This window comes from Micromonospora sp. NPDC047812, assembly GCF_040704175.1.
GTDB lineage: Bacteria > Actinomycetota > Actinomycetes > Mycobacteriales > Micromonosporaceae > Micromonospora.
Window position 1 is genome coordinate 10,811 of the sequence record NZ_JBEYRY010000018.1, and the last position, 24,275, is coordinate 35,085.

Here is a 24,275-nt window from a genome sequence, read left to right on the forward strand (position 1 = left end):
CAAGCGGCGGACTCGTGGTCAGGATCGGCCGAACTTCTGGTCGATGAAGTCGAACAGCTCGTCGTCCGAGGCGTCGTCGAGGGCCTGGCTGACGTCCGCCGGCCGGTCGGTGGCGTCGCTCCACCTGGTGACCAGCGCCCGGAGGCGGACCGCCACGGCGGTCCGCGTCTCGTCGTCGCCGGCCAGTCGTTCCAGCTCCTCCGGCCCGGTCGCGGCGAACGCGGCCTCCAGCCGGTCCAGCTCGGCCAGCAGGCCCGCTTCGGGCGCCGGCGGGGCGGCGTCGACCAGCAGGAAGTCGGCGAGGGCGGCGGGCGTGGGGCAGTCGAAGATCAGGCTCGCCGGCAGCCGGATCCCGGTGAGGGCGGTCAGCCGGTTACGCAGCTCCACCGCGGTCAGCGAGTCGAAGCCGAGGCCGGTGAACGTCTGCCCAGAGGGCACGACGGTGGCCGGCGGGAAGCCGAGCACCTCGATGACCTGCGCCTTGACCAGGTCCTCCACCAGCCGGCCGCGCTCGGCCTCGGGCGTGCCGGCCAGCCGCTGCGCGAAGGACGGCCCGCCGTCGCCGCCGCCGTCGACGACGCGCCGCCGGGCCCGGACCAGGCCGCGCAGCGGCGCCGGGAGCTGGCCGGCGTCGGCCTGGCGGCGCAGCGCGGCGGGGTCGAGCAGCGCCGGCACCAGGTGGGGGCGGCCGCCGCGCAGGCTGGCGTCGAAGAGGCGCAGCGCCTGGTCCGTGTCGAGCGGGCTGAGGCCGTTGCGGCTCATCCGCTGCCGCTGGGCGGCGTCGAGGGCGCCGGTCATCCCGCTGTCGGCGGCCCAGAGCCCCCAGGCCAGGGAGGTGGCGGCGAGGCCCGCGACGCGCCGGTGCTGGGCGAGGCCGTCCAGGAACGCGTTCGCGGCGGCGTAGTTGCCCTGCCCGGGGCCGCCGAGGACGCCGGCGACCGACGAGAAGAGGACGAACATCGCCAGGTTCCGCCCCCGGGTCAGCTCGTGCAGGTGCCAGGCGGCGTCGGCCTTGGCGGAGAGCACCGCGGACACCCGCTCGGGGGTCAGCGCCGAGATCACCGCGTCGTCGAGGACACCGGCGGCGTGGACCACGCCGGTGAGCGGGTGCTCGGCGGGGACGGCGGCCAGCAGCGCAGCGAGGGAGTCCCGGTCCGCCACGTCGCCGGCCACCAACCGGGCCTGCGCGCCCAACTCGGTCAGCTCGCTCAGCAGCTCCGCCGCGCCGGGGGCGTCCGACCCGCGCCGGCTGACCAGCAGCAGGTGGCGCACTTTGTGCGCGGCGACCAGGTGCCGGGCCAGCAGGCCGCCGAGGGCGCCGGTGGCCCCGGTGAGCAGGACCGTCCCGTCGGGGTCGAGTTCGGCGGCCAGCGCCGGGTCGAGGACGGCGGGCGTGAGCCGGGGCGCCAGCACCCGGTCGTCCCGGACCGCCAGTTGGGGTTCGCCCGTGGCGACCGCGCGGGTCACCAGGTCCACGGTCCGGGGCTCCGGTCGCCGCGCCCCGTCGAGGTCGACCAGCACGAAGCGGTCGGGGTGCTCCGCCTGGGCCGAGCGCAGCAGGCCCCAGACCGCGGCGCCGGGCAGGTCGGTCGGCCGGCCGTCGTCACCGGCGGGGACGGCCCCCCGGGTCAGCACGACCAGCCGCCGCTCCGCCAGCCGGTCGTCGGCAAGCCAGCCCTGCACGGCGGTCAGCACGGCGGCGAGCCGGGTCCGGGTCGCGGCGGGGACCGGGGCGCGCTCGTCGTCGGCGTACGCCGCGAGCAGCACCAGCTCCTGGTCGAGCAGGCCGGCGTCGACCGCCTCGGCCAGCGCGGTGAGCCCGTACCGGGCGAGTCCCGACAGGTCGGCCGGGGCGTCGCCGAGGAGCACCGCGCGCCCGGTCGCCGGGGCGCCCACCGGCACGGCCTGCCAGGCGACGTCGAACAGCGAGTCGACGCCCGCGCCGGCGCCGCGTACCTGGTCGGCGGTCACGGGCCGGGAGACCAGGGAGGCGATCCGGGCGACGGGGGCGCCGGCCGGGTCGGTCAGGGTCAGGGTGACCCCGCCGCCGCTGCGCCGGGCGCGCACCCGCAGCGCGGTCGCGCCGACCGCCGAGAGGGTGACGCCGGTCCAGGCGAAGGGCAGCCGTACGCCGGACGCCTCCTGGTCCTCGTCGAGCAGGCCGACGACGTGCAGCGCCGCGTCCAGCAGCGCGGGGTGGATGCCGAAGCCGGTGACCTCGGTGCCGTCGGGCACCGCCACCTCGGCGCACACCTCGTCGTCGGTACGCCAGACGGCGCGCAGGCCACGGAAGAGCGGGCCGTACTCGACGCCCAGGCGGGACAGCTCGGTGTAGACCTCGTCGGCCGCGACGACGGTGGCGGCGGTGGGCGGCCAGGGCGCCGGCTCGGGCCCGTCGGGCTGCGGTGCGGCGGGTGCGAGGACGCCCGCCGCGTGGCGTTCCCACTCCCCGTCCGGGTCGGCCGCGGCCCGCGAGTGGATGGTGACCGGCCGGCGTCCCTCCTCGTCCGCCGTGCCCAGCTTCACCTGCACCGACCGGGTGGCCTGCTCGGCGAGCGCCAGCGGCGCCTCCAGGGTCAGCTCGTCCAGCGCGTCGCAGCCGACCTGCGCACCCGCGTGCAGCACCATCTCGACCAGGGCGGCGCCGGGCACCACGACCGAGTCCCAGACGACGTGTTCGGCGAGCCACGGGTGGGTCCGCGCGGAGAGTTCGGCGCCGAAGACCCGTACGTCGTCGTCGGCCACACGTACGGCGGCGTCGAGCAGCGCGTGGTCGACGGGGCGGACGCCGAGCCCGGGCGCCCCCGCGCCGGCGGTGGTGACGTTGAGCCAGTAGCGCTGGTGGTCGAAGGCGTACGTGGGCAGGGCCACGGTGCGGGGTCGGGCCCCGGCGCCGGTGAGGTACCCGGCCCAGTCGACGTGGCCGCCGGTGACGTACCGCTCGGCCAGGGCGGTGCGCAGCGTGGCGGGCTCGGGGTGGCCGGCACGCAGCGTGGCGGTGAACCGGATGTCGCCGGTCTCCTCGACGCAGTCCTGTGCCATCGCGGTGAGCACGGCGTCGGGGCCGACCTCCAGGAAGTGCGTCACGTCCTGCTGGTGCAGGGTCCGCACCGCGTCGGCGAACCGGACGGGCTGCCGCACGTGCCGCACCCAGTAGCCCGGGTCGGTGATCTCTGCGGCGTCCGCCACCGCACCGGTCACGTTCGACACGATCGGCACCTTCGGCGACCGCCAGTCCAGCCCCGCCACCACCGAGGCGAACTCGTCCAGCATCGGCTCCATCAACCGCGAGTGGAACGCGTGACTGACCGACAACTCCTTGACCCGCCAACCCCGCTCGCGGGCGGTGGCCACCACCGAGGCCACCTCGTCGACCGCTCCCGAGACCACCACCGACGCCGGACCGTTCACCGCCGCGATGTCCACGCCCGCGCCCGCAGCGTCGATGACCCCCCGCACGTCGGTCTCCGACGCACCGACCGCCGCCATCACCCCACCCGACGGCAACGCCTGCATCAACCGGCCCCGCGCCGCCACCAGCGTGCACGCATCCGGCAGCGACAACATCCCCGCCACGTACGCCGCCGTCACCTCACCAATCGAATGACCCGCCAGGAAATCCGCCCGCACACCCCACGACGCCAACAACTCCCACAACGCCACCTCCACCGCGAACAACCCCGCCTGCGCGAAGACGGTCTGATCCACCAAAGCGGCCTCGGCCGAGCCCGCCTCCGCGAACACCACCTCCCGCAACCCACGCGGCAGACACCCGTCAAACCCAGCGCACACCGCGTCGAACGACGACGCGAACACCGGGAACGCCTCGTACAACTTCCGGCCCATACCCGCGCGCTGCGAGCCCTGACCCGTGAACAACACCGCCCGACGACCCGCCGACACCACACCCGACACCGCCGCCCGGCCCTCGGCCACCGCCGACAGACCGGCGACCAGCTCGTCGACGTCCGAGCCCCACACCACCGCCCGGTGCTCCAACGCCGCCCGAGTCGTCGCCAACGACCACGACACATCCACTGGCGCAAGGTCGGAACGGTCCCGCACGAACGACGCCAACCGCGCGGCCTGACCCGCCAGACCCCGCTCCGAGCGCCCCGACACCACCCACGGCACCGGCAGCCCCGCGGGGCCCGCCGCCGGCTCCGCCTCGACCTCGGGATCGGTCCCGGGTTCCGGCTGTTCCAGGATCACGTGCGCGTTGGTGCCGGAGATGCCGAACGACGACACGCCCGCACGCCGGGGACGCTCCACCGCCGGCCACTCACGCGTCTGCGTCACCAGCTCCACCGCACCGGACGACCAGTCCACATGCGACGACGGCGCATCCACGTGCAGCGTCGCCGGCACCACACCCGCCCGCATCGCCAAGATCATCTTGATGATGCCCGCCACCCCCGCAGCCGCCTGCGTGTGACCGATGTTCGACTTCACCGACCCGAGCAACAACGGCACATCCCGACCCTGCCCGTACGTCGCCAACAACGCCTGCGCCTCGATCGGATCACCCAACGTCGTACCCGTACCGTGCGCCTCCACCACGTCCACATCGGCCGCCGACAACCCCGCACTCGCGAGGGCCTGACGGATCACCCGCTGCTGCGACGGACCATTCGGCGCCGTCAACCCGTTCGACGCACCGTCCTGATTCACCGCCGAACCCCGCACCACCGCCAGAATCCGGCGCCCGTCGCGTTGCGCGTCCGACAGGCGCTGCACCAGCAGCACGCCCACGCCCTCGGCGAGGGCCGTGCCGTCCGCCGCGTCGGCGAACGCCCGGCACCGGGCCACCGGGGACAGGTTGCCCTGCCGGGTGAAGTCGACGAACACCGCCGGGGTGGGCATCACCGTCACGCCGCCGGCCAGCGCGAGGTCGCACTCGCCCGACCGCAGCGCCTGCACCGCCAGGTGCAACGCCACCAACGACGACGAACACGCCGTGTCCACCGTCACCGCCGGCCCCTCGAAACCGAACGAGTACGCCACCCGCCCCGAGGCGATGCTGCCCGCGTTGCCGAGGCCCAGGTAGTCCTCCACGCCCGCCGGCGGGGTCTCCGGCGGGTGGGCGTACCCGCTGTGGGTCATGCCGGCGAAGACCCCGACGCGGGCGCCCTTCAGGCTGGTGGGGTCGATGCCCGCCGACTCGACGGCCTCCCACGACGTCTCCAGCAGCAGCCGCTGCTGCGGGTCCATCGCGAGGGCCTCGCGCGGCGAGACCCCGAACAGCCGGGGGTCGAACTCGGCGGCGTCGGGCACGAATCCGCCCTCGCGGACCGAGGAGGTGCCCGGCCGGGAGCGCTCGGGGTCGTAGAGCGTGTCCAGGTCCCAGCCGCGGTCGGTGGGGAAGGAGGCGATGGCGTCGCCGCCGGCCGCGACGAGCTCCCACAGTTCCTCGGCCGTGCGTACGCCGCCCGGGAACCGGCAGCCGGTGCCGACGATCGCGATCGGCTGCTGCGCCTCGGCCTCGACGTCCCGGAGCCGTTGCCGGGTCCGCCGCAGGTCGGCGGTGACTCTCTTCAGGTACTCCCGGAGCTTCTCTTCGGTGTCCATCAACCCAGCCCATCGCGATTCACGGCGGAGACTCGACGTAAGCGACGGTACGAATGCGCAGAAGTCTCAGGCGACACCTGTATCTGTCGTTCGGCTCGCTCGGCCGAGAGCCACGCAGATCCCCATCTGCGGGGAGAAGTTATTGGGTGTGCGCGAGCGCGGACAACCCCTAACCAGGCAACGGGCCAGCTAGGGGTGTCCGGTCCCCACCCGTCGCACTAGCGTCGCCTCGACCGGGTCTGCGTCGATCCGGTCGGGAACCGCAGCCGCCGGAAGGACCGCCAAGGATGACCACGCCAGATACCGACAACGGCTTGTGGGTGCGACGCTTCCACCCGGCTCCGGGTGGCGCCAGGCGGTTGGTGTGCCTGCCCCACGCCGGCGGGTCGGCCAGCTTCTACTTTCCCGTCTCCCGCAGCCTCTCCCCCGCCGTCGAGGTGCTGTCGATCCAGTACCCGGGCCGGCAGGACCGGCGCCACGAGAAGTGCATCGGTGACATCCACCAGCTCGCGCGGGAGGTCCACACCGTGCTGCGGCCGTGGCTGGACGAGCCGGTGGCCATCTTCGGGCACAGCATGGGGGCCAGCGTCGGCTTCGAGCTCGCCCGGCTGATCGAGCAGGACGGCGGTACGGCGGCGCACCTGTTCGCGTCCGGACGCCGGGCACCGTCCCAGGCGCGGCACGAGACGGTGCACCTGCTCGACGACGAGGGCCTGCTGGCCGACGTCCGGAAGCTGAGCGGCACCAACTCCGCCATCCTCGGGGACCCGGAGATGCTGCGGGCCGCGCTGCCGGCGATCCGCAGCGACTACCGGGCCGCGGAAACCTACACCTACCGGCCGGGTCCGCCGCTGAGCTGCCCGATCACCGTCTTCACCGGCGACGACGACCCGAAGACGACGGTCGAGGAGGCCAAGGCCTGGTCGACCCACACCACCGGGCCGTTCGACCTCAAGGTCTACCCGGGCGGGCACTTCTTCCTGGCCGAGCACCAGCCGGCGGTCCTGCGGGCCATCTCGACGGCCCTGACCGGGGCGTCGGCCACCTGACCTCCACCGGCCGAGGGGCCCGTCCACCGGTGTCGCGACCGGTCGGCGGGCCCCTCGTCCGTGCGGGGCGTCACCGCTTGTGGCCGACCGCGATCACGTAGTCGAGCTGCGCCATCTCGCGCTTCATGAGGTCCTGGTTCTTCCAGTGCGCGGCCATGCTCTTGCGCACGGCGGGCTTGACGACGGCGCGGAACTCGGGGTCGTCGGTCCGTCCCGCCATGTACGCCCGCCAGCCCTCCCAGGTGCGGTCCTTGATGGAGTGCACCTCCGGGTTGGCGAAGCCGGCCTCGACCAGCTCCTGCCGGTACGTGTCCCGGTCGTGCCAGTTCTCCTTCGGGATGCTGAACTTGACGAAGCTCAGCGGGCCGGACTGGATGGCCGCCCGCACGACGTCCCCGCTGACCGGGATGATGTCGGCCGTGGCCAGCACGCCACCCGGGCGGAGCACCCGCAGCGCCTCGGCGAAGAACGCGCTGCGCGGGTAGAAGTGGAAGGCCGACTCCAGGGCGACGACCCGGTCGAAGGTGTTGTCCTCGAAGGGCAGTTCGGTGGCGCTGCCCAGCCGGAAGTCGGTCCGGTCCGCGAGCCCCTCCTCCTGCGCCCGGCGCTGCGCCGCCTCGACGTGGTGCGGGGTGATGTTCAGGCCGTACACCTTGGCGACCCGGCGCTCGCGCAGCCACTTGAAGTCCTGGTCGGCGTAGCCGAAGCCCACGTCGAGCACGGTGTCGTCCGGCTTGAGCCCGGCGGCGTCGGCCAGCTTGTCGGCCAGCGCCTCGGCGGCCGTGTCGAGGTCGGTGACCCCGTCCTCCCAGTAACCCACGTTCATGTAGTGGGTACGGCGGGCCGCGAACTCCACGTCGGGCGACTGGATCTCGTAGAAACGCCGGACCCGGGTGATGGGGTCGGCGGTGAAGACCGTGCGGATCGCCCGGCCGGCGATCTTCAGGTTCTCGAACATGTGGGTTCCTTCCGGTGGATGGATGCCGATCAGCCGCGCCGGACCTGCTGGCGCAGGTCCTCGACGAGCGCGGGCACACCGGCCGGGTCGGCGGCCGTGCCGAAGACGTAGAAGTCGGGCCGGACGAGCACCGCCGCAGCGTCGTACCGCTTGAGGTGGGACAGGTACACGTCGTCGAGGTCGAAGGCGGTCGGCGCGGCGCCGGGCCCGGGGGCGGGCGCGCCGGCGGGGACGACCCGGACGACCCGGGCGCCGAGCGAGTCCAGGAAGGCCCGGGCTTCCACGTCGAGCAGGCCGTCGGGGTCCTCCGCGCAGACCAGGACGAAGCCGGTGCCGACGACCTCGTCGAAGAGCCCGACGCGACCGTCGACCTCGACGCGCCCCTGCGGCATCGGCACGCCCGCGCCGGCGGCGGGGGCGTCGGCCGTACGGCCGTGCAGGACCCCGCCGGCCAGGGGCTCCAGCAGGGAACGGGTGCGCGGCCGGGAGGTGCGCCGGCGCAGTTCGGCGAGCATGACGGCGTCCCGGCCGGCCGCGGCGGTGCGGTCGGTCTCGCAGATCACCGTGCCCGAGTCCATGGACATCCGGATGGCGTGCTGCACGTGCGCGCAGCGCTCCTCCTGGTAGGTGTCCAGCAGCGCCTCGTCGGCCAGGCCGCGGTGCACCAGGTCGAGCTTCCAGGCGAGGTTGAGGGCGTCCCGGAAACCCGAGCTCATGCCCTGGCCCATGAAGGGCGGCATCACGTGCGCCGCGTCGCCGGCGATCAGGATCCGGCCGGAGCGCCAGCGGTCGGCCGAGCACGCCTGGGTGGTGTAGACGCCGTACCGCTCCAGGGTCGCGTTGTCGGGCGTGATGTCGAAGAGGCCGAGCAGCCGCCACACGCTCTCGACGGTCTCGAACTCCTCCCGGCTCTCCCCCGGCACCCGCATGAACTCCCAGCGCCGGTGCCCCGGGCCGGCCGACACGGCCGTGCGGGGGCGCGCCGGGTCGCAGACCTGGAGGTTGTTCGGCTTGAACTCGCGGGCCTCGTGCGGCACCACGTCGCAGACCAGCCAGTCGTACGTGAAGCCGAGGTCGGTGACGCCGCTGCCCAGGTGTTCCCGGACGAAGCTGTTGGCCCCGTCGCAGCCGACGACCCAGCGGGCCGCGCGGACCTCTTCGCCCTCCGGCCCGGCGATGGTGACCTCGACCCGGTCGTCGCGCTCCACCAGGCCGGTCACCTGGTACGGGCGCAGCACCGTCACGCCCGGCAGCTCCGCTCCCCGCTCGGCGAGCAGCGCCTCCAGCCCGGGCTGGTAGAAGGAGACCGAGTCGGGCCAGCCCATAGGGCCGTCGCCGGTCACCTTGACGTGCAGCAGGGTCCGGCCGAAGCCGTTCTTGAAGGTGTACTCGCCCGACGACTCCACCACCGGGCCGAGCCGGTCGGCGACGCCGGCGGCGGCCAGGATCCGGCTCGCCTCCCCGTCGTACGAGACCGCGCGGGGGAAGTTGTACGGGGTGGCCCAACGCTCGACCGCCGTGACGGTGAGCCCTCGCTGCGCCAGCAGGATCGTGAGCATCTCACCGACGGGGCCGTAGCCCACGATCAGGACGTCGGTCATCAGCATCGGTATCGGTTCCTCGGGGGTCGGTCGGACACGGTGTCGGAAGGGACGGCTCGCGCCGTGCGGGGCGGCCGGAGGGCCATCAGAGACCGAGTTCGGAGTCGATGAGGTCGAAGAGGTCGTCGTCGCTGGCCAGTTCGAGGTCGAGGTCGGGGTCGGGGTCGCCGCCCGAGCCGGCGCGCATCGTGCGCCACTTGGCGATGAGCACCTCCAACCGGGACCCGATCTGGGCATGCAGCTCGGCCTCGACGCTGGCCTCGGTCAGCGACCGTTCCAGGTTCTCCAGGTCCACGAGGACCGGCGGGTCCGCCGGGCCGGTGTCCGGCGCCAGCTGCGACACGAGGAACGTGGCCAGCTCGTTCGGGTCCGGGTAGTCGAAGATCAGCGTGGCCGGCAGGCGCAGGCCGGTCGCCGTGGTCAGCCGGTTGCGCAGCTCGACGGCGGTCAACGAGTCGAAGCCGATCTGGCTGAACGCCCGGCCGGGGGCGACGGCCGCGCGGCTGCCGTGCCCGAGCACGCTCGCCGCCTGCTCGCGTACCAGGTCGACCACCAGGCCGTGGCGGTCGGGCCCGGCCAGTGCCGCCAGTTCGTCGGCGAGGGTGCGCCCGCCGCCGGTCGGGGCGCTCGACCGGGCGCTCGGCCGTTCCCGTCGCATCAGCCCGCGCAGCAGGGCCGGGGGCCGCTCGACCCGTTCGCCGAGCGCGGCGACGTCGATCCTGGTCGGCACCAGCACCGGCTCGGCCAGCCGCAGGCCCGCGTCGAACAGGGCCATCCCCAGGTCGGACGGGATCGCGAGCTGCCCGTCCCGGGCGGTGATCCGGGGGTCGGAGCGGTCCAGCTTGGCGGTCATCTCGCTGGCCTGCTCCCACAGCCCCCAGGCGAACGACCGGCCCGCCAGGCCCTCGGCCCGGCGCGCCAGCGCGAGCGCGTCGAGGAACGCGTTGGCCGCCGCGTAGTTGGCCTGACCGGGTACGCCGAAGACGCCCGCCCCGGAGGAGAACAGCACGAACCCGGCCAGGTCGAGGTGGCGGGTGAGCTCGTGCAGGTGCCACGCGGCGTCGAGCTTCGGCGCGAAAACGGTGTCGACACGCTGCGGGGTGAGGGCGGTGACGATCCCGTCGTCGAGCACCCCGGCGAGGTGCACGACCGCGGTCAACGGGTGCCGCGCCGGTACCGCGGCCAGGACCCGGGCCAGGCTGTCCCGGTCGGCCACGTCGGCCGCCACCACCGTGGCCTCGGCGCCCAGGGCGCGCAGCTCGGCGACCGTCTCGGCCGCGCCGGGTGCCGACTCGCCGCGGCGGCTGACCAGCAGCAGCCGCCGTACGCCGTGCGTCTCGACCAGTCGCCGGGCGACCAGCCCGCCCAGGGTCCCGGTCCCGCCGGTCAGCAGCACGGTGCCGTCGGGGTCCCAGGCCCGCGGCATGGTGAGCACCACCTTGCCGACGTGCCGGGCCTGGCTGACGTGCCGGAACGCCTCCGGCGCCTGGCGGACGTCCCACACCTGGGTGGGCAGCGGGGTGAGCGTCCCCCGTTCGAAGAGCCCCAGCAGCACGACGAGCATGCGCTGCACCTCGTCGGGGTCCTCAAGGGTCAGGTCGAAGGCGGTGTAGGCCACCCCGGGGTGGTCGGCGGCGACCCGGGCGGCGTCGCGGATGTCCGTCTTGCCCATCTCGACGAACCGCCCGCCGCGCGGCAGCAGCCGCAGCGAGGCGTCGACGAACTCGCGGGCCAGTGAGTCCAGCACCACGTCGACGCCCCGTCCGCCGGTGGCCTCGGCGAAGCGGGTCTCGAAGTCGAGGGTCCTAGACGAGGCCAGGTGCTCCTCGTCGATGCCCATCGACCGCAGGGCGTCCCACTTGGCGGGGCTGGCGGTGGCGTACACCTCGGCGCCGAGGTGCCGGGCGAGCTGCACGGCGGCCATGCCGACGCCGCCGGCCGCCGCGTGCACCAGCACCGACTCGCCCCGGCCGAGCCCGGCCAGGTTGACCAGCCCGTGGTACGCGGTCAGGAAGACCACCGGCACGGAGGCGGCCTCGACGAACGACCAGCCGGCCGGCATCGGGGCCAGCAGCCGGCGGTCGGTGACCGCGACGGGCCCGAAGCAGCCCACGAACACGCCGAACACCCGGTCGCCGGGCCGCAGGTCGGTCACCTCGGCGCCCACCTCGACGACCTCGCCGGCGCCCTCGCCGCCGAGCGGTCCCGCGTCGCCCGGATAGAGGCCGAGCGCGTTGAGCACGTCGCGGAAGTTCAGGCCGGCGGCGCGGACGCGGACCCGGACCTCGCGGGAGCCGAGGGCGACGTCGGCCGCGTCGGTGGGAACCAGGGTGAGGTTCTCCAGGCTGCCGCGCACCGGCGCGTCCAGGCGCCACGCGGCGGCGGGCGGTGCGGCGAGTTCGCCGGCCGAACCGGCCCGCGCCAGCCGTGGCACGTACGCCGTGCCGCCCCGGACCGCCGCCTGCGGCTCGGCCGCCGCCAGCAGGGCGGCGACCTGGTCGGGGCCGATCCCGTCGCCGTCCACGTCGACGACGACGACCTGGTCCGGGTTCTCCGACTGGGCGGAGCGGACCAGCCCCCACGCCGCCGCGGCGGCCGGGTCGGTCACCTCGCCGGCGTGGTGCACGGCCACCGCGCCCCGGGTCACCAGCAGCAGCCGCGACGCCGCCCAGCGGGGCTCCGTGAGCCAGCGCCGGACCAGGTCGAGGGCCCGTACGGCGGCGTGGCGCGCCGCGCGGGGGGTGGGCTGCGCGGGGTCCGCGTCGAGCGGCACGAGCACCGCCCCGGGCAGGGCCAGTCCCGCGTCGACGGCGTCGGCGAGCCCGTCCAGCCCGGGGTGCAGCGGGAACCCGTCCAGGCCGGGGGCGACGGCCACGGCGTCGACCGGGGTGGCCGCGTCGACCGGCGGCAGCGGCGTCCAGTCGAGCCGGAACAGGGCGTCGCGGGTGGCGCGGTCGTCGGTGACGGCCAGCTCCGCGGCGGAGATGGGCCGCATCGTCAGGGCGGTCACCTCGGCGACCGGGGCGCCGGTCGGATCGGCGGCGGTCAGCGCGATGGCGTACGGCCCGACCTGGGTGAGCCGCACCCGCAGGGCGGTCGCGCCGGTGGCGTGCAGGGTGACGCCGTTCCAGGCGAACGGCAGCAGCAGCCGGCCGGCCCCGGCCTCGGCGAGACCGCCGAAGTGCGCGGCGTGCAGGGCGGCGTCGAGCAGGGCGGGGTGCAGGCCGTACCGGTCGGCGTCGACCCGCTGGGCCGCCGGCAGCTCCACCTCGGCGTAGACCTCGTCGCCGCTGGTCCACACCGCGCGCAGCCCCTGGAACGCCGGCCCGTACGCGTAGCCGTCGGCGGCCAGCCCGGCGTAGAAGCCGGTCAGGTCGACGGGGCGGGCGTCGCGCGGCGGCCACGTGGTGGGCTGCGGCGACGCGGCGGGCTGGTCGGCGCAGAGGGTGGCGCTGGCGTGCCGGGTCCACGGCCCGGCGGCCGGGCCGTCGGCGGGCCGGGAGTGCACGGTCACCGGGCGGCGCCCGTCCCCGTCGCCCGCGCCGACCGTCACCTGCACCTGCGTCGCGCCGTCGGCGGGCAGGGTCAGCGGGGCCTCGATGACCAACTCGTCGAGGAGTGGCAGGCCGATCTCGTCGCCGGCGCGGAGGCAGAGTTCCACCAGGCCGGTGCCGGGCACCAGCACGCTGTCGGTGACCCGGTGGTCGGCCAGCCACGGCTGCGCGTCGGTCGACAGCCGCCCGGTGAACAGGTGGCCCCTCGCCTCGGCCAGCGCGACCGACGCCCCGAGCAGCGGATGCCCGGCGGCGTCCAGGCCGGCGGCGCCGACGTCGCCGGGGCCGGAGACGGGCCGCGGCCAGTAGCGGCGGTGGGCGAACGCGTACGTGGGCAGGTCGACCCGCCGGCCGCCGGCCAGGGCGGGCCGCCAGTCCACCGCGACCCCGCACACGTGCAGCTGGGCCAGGGAGAGCAGGAACCGCGCCCGGTCGCCCTGGTCGCGTTGCACCGAGCCGACCACCACGCTCTCGCCGTCGTGGCCGGCGAGGGTCTCCTCGATGCCCACGGTGAGCACCGGGTGTGGGCTGCACTCGACGTACGTGTCGTGGCCCTGGGCGGCCAGCGAGCGGATCGCCTGCTCCAGCTCGACCGGCTGCCGCAGGTTGCGGTACCAGTAGTCCGGCCCCATCTCCTCGCCGTCGAGCCAGCGCAGGTCGGTGGTGGAGAAGAGCGGCACGGCCGCCGGGCCGGGGGCGATGCCCGCCAGCACCTCGGCCAACTCGTCGCGGATGCGTTCCACCTGGGCGGAGTGCGAGGCGTAGTCGACGGCGATCCGCCGGACCCGGGTCTGCTCGCCGGCCAGTTCGGCGAGGAGTTCCTCCACCGCCGCCGGCTCGCCGGACACCACGACGGCGGCCGGGCCGTTCACGGCGGCGACCGAGATCCGGTCGCCGAGCCGGGCGATCCGGTCGCGGACCGTGTCGGCGGGGAGCGCGACGGAGGCCATCGCCCCGTGGCCGGCCAGGGCCCGCAGCGCCCGGCTGCGCAGCGCCACCACCCGGGCGGCGTCGGGCAGGGAGAGCACCCCGGCGACGCAGGCGGCGGCGATCTCGCCCTGCGAGTGGCCGACCACGGCGGCCGGCTGCACGCCGTGGGAGCGCCACAGCTCGGCCAGCGACACCATCATCGCGAACAGGGCCGGCTGCACCACGTCGACCTCGTCGAGGCCGGGCGCGCCGGGCGCCTGGCGCAGCACGTCCAGCAGCGACCAGTCCAGGTGCGGCCGCAGCGCCGCGTCGCAGGCCGCCATGCGTTCGGCGAACACGGGGGCCTGGTCGAGCAGGTCCAGCCCCATGCCGAGCCACTGGGAGCCCTGCCCGGGGAAGACGAAGACGCACCGGCCGGCGGGCCGGGCCTCGCCCCGCGTCACCGCCGGGTCGGGCCGGCCCTCGGCGAGGGCGTCGAGGGCGGCGGCGAGCCGGTCCGGGTCGGCGCCGACCAGCACCGCCCGGGAGTCGAAGGTGCTCCGGCTGGTGGCCAGCGACCAGGCCACGTCTATGGGCCGCTGGTCGGGCCGCTCCGCGAGGTGTTCCCGCAGCCGGCGGGCCTGACCGACGAGCGCCTCCGGGCTACGCGCGGAGAGCAGCCACGGCAGCGCGTACGCCTCCGGTGGCGTCGCTGCGGCGTCGGCGTCGGGGGCCGGCGTCGGTTCGGCGACCGCCTCGACGATGACGTGGGCGTTGGTGCCGCTGATACCGAACGACGAGACACCGGCCCGCGCCGGCCGGTCCGCCACGGGCCACGGGCGGGCCTCGGTGAGCAGTTCCAGCGAGCCCGAGTCCCAGTCGACGCGCGAGCTGCGGCGCTCGGCGTGCAGGGTGCGGGGCAGCCGGCCGTGCCGCATGGCGAGGACCATCTTGAGCACCCCGGCCACGCCGGCCGCGGCCTGGGTGTGCCCGAGGTTGGACTTGACCGAGCCCAGCAGCACCGGCGGGGCGTCGGCCGGGCGCTGCCCGTAGGTGGCGAGGATCGCCTCCGCCTCGATGGGGTCGCCGAGCGACGTGCCGGTGCCGTGCGCCTCCACCACGTCCACCTCGGCGGCGCTCAGCCCGGCGGCGCCCAGCGCGGCCCGGATGACCCGTTCCTGCGACGGCCCGTTCGGGGCGGTGAGCCCGTTGGAGGCGCCGTCCTGGTTGACCGCCGAGCCACGGACCACGGCGAGGACCGGGTGGCCCCGGCGGCGGGCGTCGGAGAGGCGCTCCACCACCAGCATCCCGACGCCCTCGGACATGCCGAAGCCGTCGGCGTCCTCGGCGAACGCCTTGCACCGCCCGTCGGCGGCGAGACCGCGCTGACGGCTGAAACCGGTCAGCCCGGCGGGGGTGGACATCACCGACACGCCGCCGGCCAGGGCCAGGTCGCAGTCGCCCTGCCGCAGCGCCTGGACGGCCAGGTGCAGCGCCACCAGGGACGCCGAGCAGGCGGTGTCGACGGTGACCGCCGGCCCCTCCAGCCCGAGCGCGTACGCGACCCGGCCGGAGAGGACGCTGCCGGCCGTACCGGTGAGCAGGTGCCCCTCGTCGGCGGTGACCTCGCCGTCGTCGGAGACGACCCCGGGGGCGACCTGGTCGCCGTAGTCCTGCCCGTGGGTGCCGGCGAAGACGCCGGTGCGGCTGCCCCGCAGGGTGGCCGGGTCGATGCCGCCGCGTTCCAACGCCTCCCAGGAGGTCTCCAGCAGCAGCCGGTGCTGCGGGTCCATCGCGAGGGCCTCGCGGGGGCTGATGCCGAAGAACGCGGCGTCGAAGTCGGCGATCCCGGTGAGGAATCCGCCGGCCCGCACGTACGTCCGGCCGGGCGTGCCGGGCACCGGGTCGTAGAGGTCGGCCAGCGGCCAGCCCCGGTCGCCGGGCAGGTCGCCGATGACGTCGGCGCCCGCGTCGAGCAGCCGCCACAGCTCCTCCGGGGAGCCGATGCCGCCGGGGAACCGGCAGGCCATCGCGACGATGGCGACCGGCTCGTCCAGGGCGACGGTGCTCGCGTCGGTGACCTCGGTGGCGGCGGTGCCGAGCAGCCGGGCGTGCAGGTGCGCGGCGAGCAGCTCCGGGGTGGGGTGGTTGAACACGGCGTGCGGGGCGAGCCGGACGCCGGTGACGGCGGTGAGCCGGTTGCTCAGCTCCACGGCCATCAGCGAGTCGAAGCCGAGTTCCTTGAACGGGCGGCGCGGCTCGACGTCGTCGGGGCCGGTGTGCCCGACCACGGTGGCGCACCGGGTGCGTACGAGGTCCAGCAGCAGGGCGGCGCGGTCGGGTTCGGCCAGTTCGGCCAGCCGGTCGGCGAAGCCCTTGGCGGCGGCGGGCGCGGCGTCGGCGTTGACGGCCCGGCGGGGCGGCGGGGGCAACAGCGCCCGCAGCAGGGCGGGCACCTCGCCGGAGGTCCGCACGGCGGCCAGGTCGAGCCCGATCGGCACCAGCGTCGGCCGGTCAACGTGCAGGGCGGCGTCGAACAGCGCCAGCCCGGCGGCCGTGTCGAGGGGGCGGGTGCCGCCCCGGGCGAGCCGGGCCAGGTCCGCCGGGGTGAGCCGGCCGGCCATCCCGTCCTGCGCGGCCCACAGCCCCCAGGCCAGTGCGGTCGCCGGGAGCCCCTGGGCGCGGCGGTGCGCGGCGAGCGCGTCGAGGAACGCGTTGCCGGCCGCGTAGTTGCCCTGACCGGGGCTGCCGAAGGTGGCGGCGGCCGAGGAGAAGAGCACGAACGCGGCCAGGTCGAGGCCGGCGGTGAGCTCGTGCAGGTGCCACGCGCCGTGCACCTTGGACCGCAGGGCCCGCCCCCAGCGGGCCGGGTCGAGGTCGGTGAGCAGCGCGTCGTCGGTGGCCCCGGCGGCGTGCACGACGGCGACCAGCCGGTCGGCCAGCGGCGCGACGATCCCGGCGAGCGCCGCCCGGTCGGCGACGTCGGCCGCGACCACCCGGACGGTGACGCCGGCGTCGGTCAGCGCGGTCGTCCAGTCGCCGGCCCGGCCGGTGCGGCTGACCAGGACCAGCTCGGCGACGCCGTGCACGGTGGCGAGGTGGGTGGCGACGTGCCGGCCGATCCCGCCGGTGCCGCCGGTGACCAGCACGGTGCCGCCGGCCAGCGCCGCGAGCGGCGTGCCGGCCGGGGGCTGGTCGACCGGGCGGAGCCGGGGCAGCAGGACACGGCCGTCGCGGACGGCGATCTCGGGCTCGTCCCCGGCGACGGCCAGCGCAGAACGGACGGTCGCGTCGTCGGTGGCGTCGAGGCTGAGCAGCAGGAACCGGTCGGGCTGCTCGGCCTGGGCGACCCGGACCAGCCCGACCACCGGCGCGTGCACCGGGTCGCCGTCGCGCACGGCGAGGGCCAGGCGGGTGGTCTCCGCGCGGGGGTCGACCAGCCAGCTCTGGAGCACGCCGAGCACGGCGAGGCCGACGGCGTGCGCCCGGTCGGGCACCGACCGGCCCGGCTCGCCGTCGCCGACCCGCAGCACCAGCAGCGGCGGCAGAGGTCCGTCCGGGGGCGTGCCGTCGGCGAGCGTCCAGGAGGGCGCCGGCGTCGCCGGGAACGCCGCGGGCAGCCAGTCGACGGCGTACAGCCCGGCGGGCGCGGACGCGGGCGCCGGCGCGGCAATGGGCGGCAGGTCCAGGGTCCGCAGCACCACCCGGTCCACGTCGAGCACGGGCACGCCCGCGTCGTCGACGGCGCTCAGCGTCACCGCGTCCGCCCCGGCGGGGGCCAGGCAGACGCGCAGCGCGTGCGCCCCGACGGCGTGGCGGCGCACCCCCGCCCACTCGGTGGGCAGCAGCCGGGCGGTGGGCGTGGCGTCGACGCCGGCGCCGGGCGCGAAGTCGGCGAGCGGGAGCAGGCGCAGGGCCGCCTCCAGCACCAGCGGGTGCACGCCGTACCGCTCGGCGTCCGGGTCCCGGGCGTCCTCGGGCAGGCGTACGTCGACGAAGAGCCGATCGGCGGCGACCCACGCGGCCCGGGCCAGCTCCCCGACCAGCGCGCGGTGCTGCGGGGCGGTCAGGTCCACCGGCCGGGCCCCGGTCGGCGGCCAGGTCGGGGCGAGGGCGCCCCGCCCGCTCTCCGGGTCGACCGGGCCGAGCACGGCCTCGGCGACCTCCCGCCACGGCTGCCCCTCGCCGGCCCGGACGTGGCAGTGCGCCACCCGGCGCCGGTGCTCGTCCGGCGCGGAGACGCCGACCTGCACCTCGAGGGTCGGCTCGGCGGGCAGCGGCACCGGGTCGGGGACGCGCAGCCGCTCCACCGTCGGGGTGCCGAGCTGTTCGCCGAGGTGGGTGAGCATGTCCAGCAGGGCGGTGGCGGGCAGCAGCGCGGCGGTGTCGTCACCGGGGGCGGCCAGCCACGGCTGGGTGGCCACGGAGACCTGCCCGGTGCAGACCACCTGCCCGGTGCCGGCGACCGGCAGCACGCCGCCGAGCAGCGGGTGCCCGGCGTCGGCCAGCCCGACGCCGACCGGGCCGCCGGCCACGGCCGAGACGGGCAGCCAGTAGTGCCGGCGCTGGAAGGCGTACGTGGGCAGGTCGACGCGGCGGTGCGGCCCAGGGCCGGCGAGGGCGGCGCGGTCCACGGCGACGCCCCGGACGTGCAGCCGCGCCACGGCGGCGAGCAGCGCCTCGGCCTCGCCGGCGGTGCCCCGGACGGCGGGGACGAAGGCCAGCTCGTCGGCCTCGGCGACGAGGCAGTCCTGGGCCATCGCGGTGAGCACACCGGCCGGGCCGATCTCCAGGAAGGTGGTGACGCCCTGCCCGTGCAGGGCCCGTACGCCGTCGTGGAAGCGGACGGTGCCCCGGACGTGCGCCACCCAGTAGTCGGGCGAGCAGAGCCGGGCCGGGTCGACGGGGTGACCGGTCAGGTTGGACACCACCGGCAGGTGCGGCGTGCGGTACGTGAGGCCGGCGGCCACCGCGCGGAACTCGTCGAGCATCGGCTCCATGCGCGGCGAGTGGAACGCGTGCGACACCCGCAGCCGGCTGGTGCGACGCCCGGCGGCGCGCAGGGTGGCCGCGACGGCCAGCACCGCGTCGGTGTCGCCGGAGACGACCACGCTGGTGGGGCCGTTGACGGCGGCGAGGCCCACCCGGTCGGTCAGGTGGGCGGCGACCTCGGCCTCGTCGGCCTCGACGGCGACCATCGCGCCCCCGGCGGGCAGCTGCTGCATGAGCCGGGCCCGGGCGGCGACGAGCGCCGCCGCGTCGGCCAACGGGAACACCCCGGCCACGTGCGCCGCGGCCAGTTCGCCGACGGAGTGGCCGAGCACCGCGTCGGGGCGTACCCCCCAGGACTCCAGGAGGCGGTACAGCGCCACCTCGAAGGCGAACAGCCCCGGCTGGGTGTAGAGGGTCTGGTCGAGCAGGTCGGCCAGTTCGCCGCCCTCGGCGGCGAGGACGACGTCCGCGACCGGGTGCGGGGCGTGGCCGGCGAGGCAGCGGTCGAGTTCGGCGCAGGCGGCGTCGAAGGCGTCGGCGAAGACCGGGTACGTGGCGTGCAGCTCGCGGCCCATGCCGGCGCGCTGGCCGCCCTGCCCGCCGAAGAGCAGGCCGAGCTGGCCGTCGACGACCCGGCCGGTCAGCACGGTCGGCCCGTCCGGGTCCGGCTCCCCCCGGGTCAGCGCGGTCAGGGCCGTCCGGGCGGTGGCCGGGTCGCCGGCCAGCACCACGGCCCGGTGTTCGAGGGCGGCGCGGGTGGTGGCGAGCGCGTGCCCGACGTCGGCGGGGTCGGCGTCCGCCCCGGGCCCGTCGAGCCAGGTCAGCAGGCGGGCCGCCTGGTCACGCAGCGCCTCGCCGGTGGCCGCCGCGAGCAGCCACGGCACGGGCGGCCGCCGGGTGGCGGAGGCCGCCCCGGGCGACGCCTGCCGGTCCGCGACTCCGGACGACGGCTGCCGGTCCGCGACCCCGGACGACGACTGCCGGTCCGCGGCCCCGGACGACGGCGGATCGGCGGGGGGCGCCTCGACGATGACGTGGGCGTTGGTGCCGCTGATGCCGAACGACGAGACGCCGGCCCGGCGGGGGCGTCGCACCTCGGGCCACGGGCGGGCCTCGGTGAGCACCTCGACGGCGCCGGCGGACCAGTCCACCTCCGACGTCGGGGCGTCCACGTGCAGGGTGCGGGGCAGCTTTCCGTGCCGCATCGCGAGCACCATCTTGATCACCCCGGCGGCCCCGGCGGCGGCCTGGGTGTGGCCGAGGTTGGACTTCAGCGAGCCCAGCCGCAGCGGTTCGGCGTCGCCGCGTCCCGCCCCGTACGTGGCGAGCAGCGCCTGCGCCTCGATCGGGTCGCCCAGCCGGGTGCCGGTGCCGTGCGCCTCGACGACGTCCACGTCGGCGGTGGAGAGCCCGGCCGCGTCCAGCGCCCGGCGGATGACCCGCTCCTGGGCGGGCCCGTTGGGGGCGGTGAGCCCGTTGGACGCGCCGTCGGAGTTGACGGCGGAGCCGCGCAGCACGGCGAGGACGGGGTGTCCGCGCCGGCGGGCGTCGGAGAGCCGCTCCAGCAGCAGCACGGCGACGCCCTCGGACCAGCCGGTGCCGTCGGCGCCCTCGCCGAACGCCTTGCACCGGCCGTCCGGGGCGAGCCCGCGCTGCCGGCTGAACTCCACGAACGCCTGCGGGGTGCCCATCACCGCCACGCCGCCGGCCACGGCGAGGGAGCAGTCGCCCGCGCGCAGCGCCTGAGCGGCCAGGTGCAGCGCGACCAGCGACGACGAGCACGCCGTGTCGACGGTGACCGCCGGTCCCTCCAGCCCCAGCGCGTAGGCGACGCGACCGGAGACGACGCTGCCGGCGGTGCCGACGCCGAGGTAGCCCTCGGTGCCGGGCGGCGCCTGGCGCAGGTTCGCGGCGTAGTCGTGGTGCATGACGCCGGTGAAGACCCCGGTGGCGCTGCCGCGCAGCGAGGTGGGGTCGATGCCGGCCCGTTCGAACAGCTCCCAGGACGTCTCCAGCAGCAGCCGCTGCTGCGGGTCCATGGCCAGCGCCTCGCGCGGGCTGATCGCGAACAGGGTCGCGTCGAAGTCCGCCGCGTCGGTCAAAAAGCCGCCCACCCGGACGTACGAGGTGCCGGGACGGTCGGCGTCGTCGGAGAACAGGTGCGCCAGGTCCCAGCCCCGGTCGGTGGGGAACTCCGTCAGCCCCTCCCGGCCCTCGTCGACCAGGTCCCACAGCTGTTCGGGGGAGGCGACACCGCCGGGGAGCCGGCAGGCCATGGCCACGACGACGACCGGGTCGTCCACCGTGGACGGCGCGGACGGCCGGTCCGCCGCGGGGCCCGGCTGCCCGGTGCCGCCGCGCAGCCGGGCGGCGAGGTGCCGGGCGAGAGCGTCCGGGCTGGGCCGGTCGAACGCGGCCGTGGCGGAGAGCCGTACCCCGGTGGCCCGGGCCAGCCGGTCGCGCAGGGCGACCGCGCTGACCGAGGTGAAGCCGAGTTCCTTGAAGGCCCGGCCGGGGCGCACCGCGGCCGGGCCGGGCAGGCCGGCCACCTCGGCCGTGGCGGCGCGGACCAGATCCAGCAGGAGCCGGTCCCCCTCGGCGGTGCTCAGCCCGGCCAGCCGGCGGCGCAACTCGGCGGCGTCCCGGTCGTCCGTGGCGTCGCGAGCCGCCGCGACGGGCGTACGCCAGGCGGGGTGCGCGGCGTCGGCGTGGCCCGCCGGACGGGCGAGCAGGACCAGGTCGTCGCCGTCGTGGGCCACGTCGAACGCGGCGAGGTCGGCGCGTGCGGCGGCCCGCGCGGCGCCGCTGCCCTCCCCCGGGTGGGCGGTGGCGGGCGACGGCTCCCGGTCGGCGCGCGCGGTCGTGCCGACGACCCGGGCCGGGAGACCGGCGGCCCGGCGGCGGGCGGCCAGGGCGTGCAGGGCGCCGACGGCCGAGGCGGCCCGCTCCTGGCCGGCGGCGCCCAGCAGCAGGGCGGACGGGGCGAGGACGGTGAACGCGGCGGCCGGGTGCCGGGTCGCGGCGTCCAGCGTCCCGGCGAGGCGGAGCAGCCGGGCCACGGCCTCGTCGCCGGTCAGGTCGTCGTCGGACGGGCAGAGGAGGACCCCGCCGGGCGGCTCGTCGCCCGCCCGGTCCGCGGGCAGCGCGGCGGCGTCGGCGCCGGCGGCGACGAGTTCGGCGACCAGGTCCGCCAGGGCGGTCCCGGGCGTGGCGCCGATGTGGAGCAGCCGCAGCCGGCGGACGCGGTGCGCGGCGACGAGGTGTCGGGCCAGCGCCGCGCCGGTCGCCCCGTCGGCGCCGGTGATCAGGACCGGGCGGTCCGGGTCGGCAACGGTCACCGGCCGCGCCGGCACGGCCGCGGGGGCGGGCACGAGGACCGCGTGCAGGGCGGCGCCGGCCCGCAGCGCGACCTGCGCGGCGCCGGCGTCCACCACGGCGGGGAGCAGGGCGGTGGAACCGTCTCCGGCGTCGCGGTCGACCAGCACGATCCGGTCCGGGTACGCGGCCTGCAGGCTGCGCCCGAGGGCCTGGACCGCGCCGGCCGCCGGATCGGGCTCGGGCCGCCCGGCGGCCACGCCGGACGCGGTGGCGGCGCTCCCGGGGGCCGTGTCACCGGGCCCGTCGCTCGCGGCGGCTTCGCCGGCCGGGCCGGTCAGCAGCACCAGCAGGGTACCGGCGAACCGGTCGTCGTCGAGCCAGCCGCGCAGCCGGTCGGCGAGGCCCGCCGCGACGGCGTCGGCCGGCTCGACCAGGAGCACCGTCACGTCGGGCACGTCCGGGGCGTCGCGCAGGGCGGCCAGGTCAGGGTGCGGCCGGAACCGGTCGCCCGGCGACGCCGCGCGCAGCGGTTCCACCAGCGCCTCGCTCCCGCGACCGACGAGCGCCCAGTGGCGGGCGTGGGCGGCGGGGGCCTGCGCGGCCGTCGGGACGGGCGCTTCGACCGGCGGTACGGCGGCCAGGTCGAGCGGCCGCCAGGCGAGCACGCTCAGCGCCTCGTGGTGGCTGCCGTTGACCGCCCGCAGCCGCGCCGGCCGGTCGAGCAGGAGTCGGCGGGTGACCTTGCCGGAGGCGGTACGGGGCACCTGCCCGATCTCGTACAGCTCCTCCGGGACCTTGTGGTAGGAGAGCTTCTCCCGGCAGGCCGCGTACCCGGCCCGGGGGTCGAAGCCCTCCGGCCCGGGCACCACGAACGCCACCGGCACCTCGCCGAGCACGTCGTGCGGCCGGCCGGTCACCGCCACGTCGGCGACGCCGGGCACCCCGCGCAGGGCCTCCTCCACCTCGGCCGGGTGGATCTTCTCGCCACCCCGGATGATCAGTTCCTGGTGCCGCCCGGTGACGAAGATGTTGCCGTCGGCGTCGCGACGGGCCAGGTCACCGGTGCGGTACCAGCCGTCGCGCAGGGCGGCGGCGGTGACCTCCGGCAGGCCGTGGTAGCCGAGCATGACGCTCGGCCCGCTGACCCAGACCTCACCCTCGGCGCCGGTCGGCACGTCCAGGCCGGTCTGCGGGCTGACCAGGCGTACCTCGACGCCGGGCACCGCGCGCCCGCAGGACCCCTCGACGCGGGGCTGGTCCGGCCGGGTGACGGCGATCGAGCCGCAGGTCTCCGTGCTGCCGTACGCGTCGAGCAGCGGCGCGTCGAAGACCTCGTCGAACGCCCGGCGCAGCGCGCCGGTGGTGATCGCCCCGCCGACCAGGCAGACCCGCAGGGCCGGGGCGCGGAAGCCGCTCTCCCGGGCGGCGGTGACCAGGTGGTGGTACATGGCCGGCACCCCGGCCAGCACGGTGGCCTCGTCCTCGTCGACCGCGCGCAGCACGTCGTCGGCGGAGAAGCCGTCGATGAGCCGGGCCGTGGCGCCGACGGCGGTCACGCTGAGCACGCACCCGATGTGGGAGAGGCTGTGGAACAGCGGCAGCGGCCAGACCACCCGGTCGGCGTCGGTGAGCCCGGGGATCGGCACGTAGCAGGCGGCGACGGACCAGAGGCAGGTGCGCTGGGTGGAGAGCACGCCCTTGGGCCGGCCGGTGGTGCCGGAGGTGTAGAGCATCCAGGCGACCTCGTCGAGGCCCAGGTCGTCGCGGGCGTCCACACCCGGCTCGGTGTCGACCAGGTCACGCCACGCGGTGACGCCGGCGGGCGCCGGGCCGTCCCCGGTGACGACGACCCGCAGGGCCGGCCGGTCGGCGCGCAGCCGCAGCAGCTGGTCGAGGTGCCGCGGGTCGGTGACCACCAGCACCGCGCCGGAGTCGTCCAGCAGGTGGGCCAGTTCCGCGTCGGTGCTGTGCGGGTTCACCGGCACGCCGACCGCGGCGGCCCGCGTCACGGCCAGCCAGGTCTCCACTGTCTCCACGCGGTTGCCGAGGCAGAAGGCCACCCGGTCGCCCCGCCCCACCCCGGACGCCGCCAGGTGACCGGCCAGCCGACGGGTCCGCGCCGCCAGGTCGGCGTATCCGACCGCCCGTCGGTCGTCACGGAACGCGACCTTGTTCCCCAACCTGGCGGCGTGCGCCTCGATCAGATCGGACAACGGCTGGATCAGGTCGCTCCGAAGCATGTCACCACATCCGTCCGTCGGCGAGACTTCTCATCCGCGGCGTAGACCCCGCTCGCCGTAGCGGCCCAAGTCTTCCGAGCACCCTG

5 protein-coding genes are annotated in these 24,275 nt (G+C 76.4%); 1 reads left to right on the forward strand and 4 read right to left on the reverse strand.

The window, feature by feature from the left end; all coding sequences use genetic code 11:
* Window positions 1-18: 18 nt before the first annotated feature.
* Window positions 19-5,571, reverse strand: coding sequence for a type I polyketide synthase (locus AB0883_RS30025; protein WP_366644649.1), 5,553 nt, complete (start codon window positions 5,569-5,571; stop codon window positions 19-21).
* A 284-nt stretch (window positions 5,572-5,855) separates the two neighbouring features.
* Between AB0883_RS30025 and AB0883_RS30030 the strand changes: the two genes are divergently transcribed.
* A complete protein-coding gene (locus AB0883_RS30030) occupies window positions 5,856-6,617 on the forward strand; it encodes an alpha/beta fold hydrolase (RefSeq protein WP_366644650.1) in 762 nt (253 codons plus the stop codon).
* Between the two features lie 70 nt (window positions 6,618-6,687).
* Here AB0883_RS30030 and AB0883_RS30035 read toward each other — a convergent pair whose 3' ends face one another.
* From AB0883_RS30035 to AB0883_RS30045, 3 genes are all read right to left on the reverse strand, one after another.
* Window positions 6,688-7,575: a methyltransferase domain-containing protein gene (locus tag AB0883_RS30035; protein WP_366644651.1), complete on the reverse strand. Its 888-nt coding sequence runs from the start codon at window positions 7,573-7,575 to the stop codon at window positions 6,688-6,690.
* Between the two features lie 29 nt (window positions 7,576-7,604).
* Entirely contained in the window at window positions 7,605-9,182 is a 1,578-nt protein-coding gene (locus AB0883_RS30040; protein ID WP_366644652.1) for a bifunctional 3-(3-hydroxy-phenyl)propionate/3-hydroxycinnamic acid hydroxylase, read from the reverse strand.
* A gap of 79 nt (window positions 9,183-9,261) precedes the next feature.
* Window positions 9,262-24,189, reverse strand: a complete 14,928-nt coding sequence (locus AB0883_RS30045) for an SDR family NAD(P)-dependent oxidoreductase (RefSeq protein WP_366644653.1) — start codon at window positions 24,187-24,189, stop codon at window positions 9,262-9,264.
* Between the last annotated feature and the right edge of the window lie 86 nt (window positions 24,190-24,275).

Coding starts and splice junctions, on each gene's coding strand:
- AB0883_RS30030 (WP_366644650.1), top strand. CDS start 5,856: ATGACCACGCCAGATACCGACAACGGCTTGTGGGTGCGACGCTTCCAC.
- AB0883_RS30035 (WP_366644651.1), bottom strand. CDS start 7,575: ATGTTCGAGAACCTGAAGATCGCCGGCCGGGCGATCCGCACGGTCTTC.
- AB0883_RS30045 (WP_366644653.1), bottom strand. CDS start 24,189: ATGCTTCGGAGCGACCTGATCCAGCCGTTGTCCGATCTGATCGAGGCG.
- AB0883_RS30040 (WP_366644652.1), bottom strand. CDS start 9,182: ATGCTGATGACCGACGTCCTGATCGTGGGCTACGGCCCCGTCGGTGAG.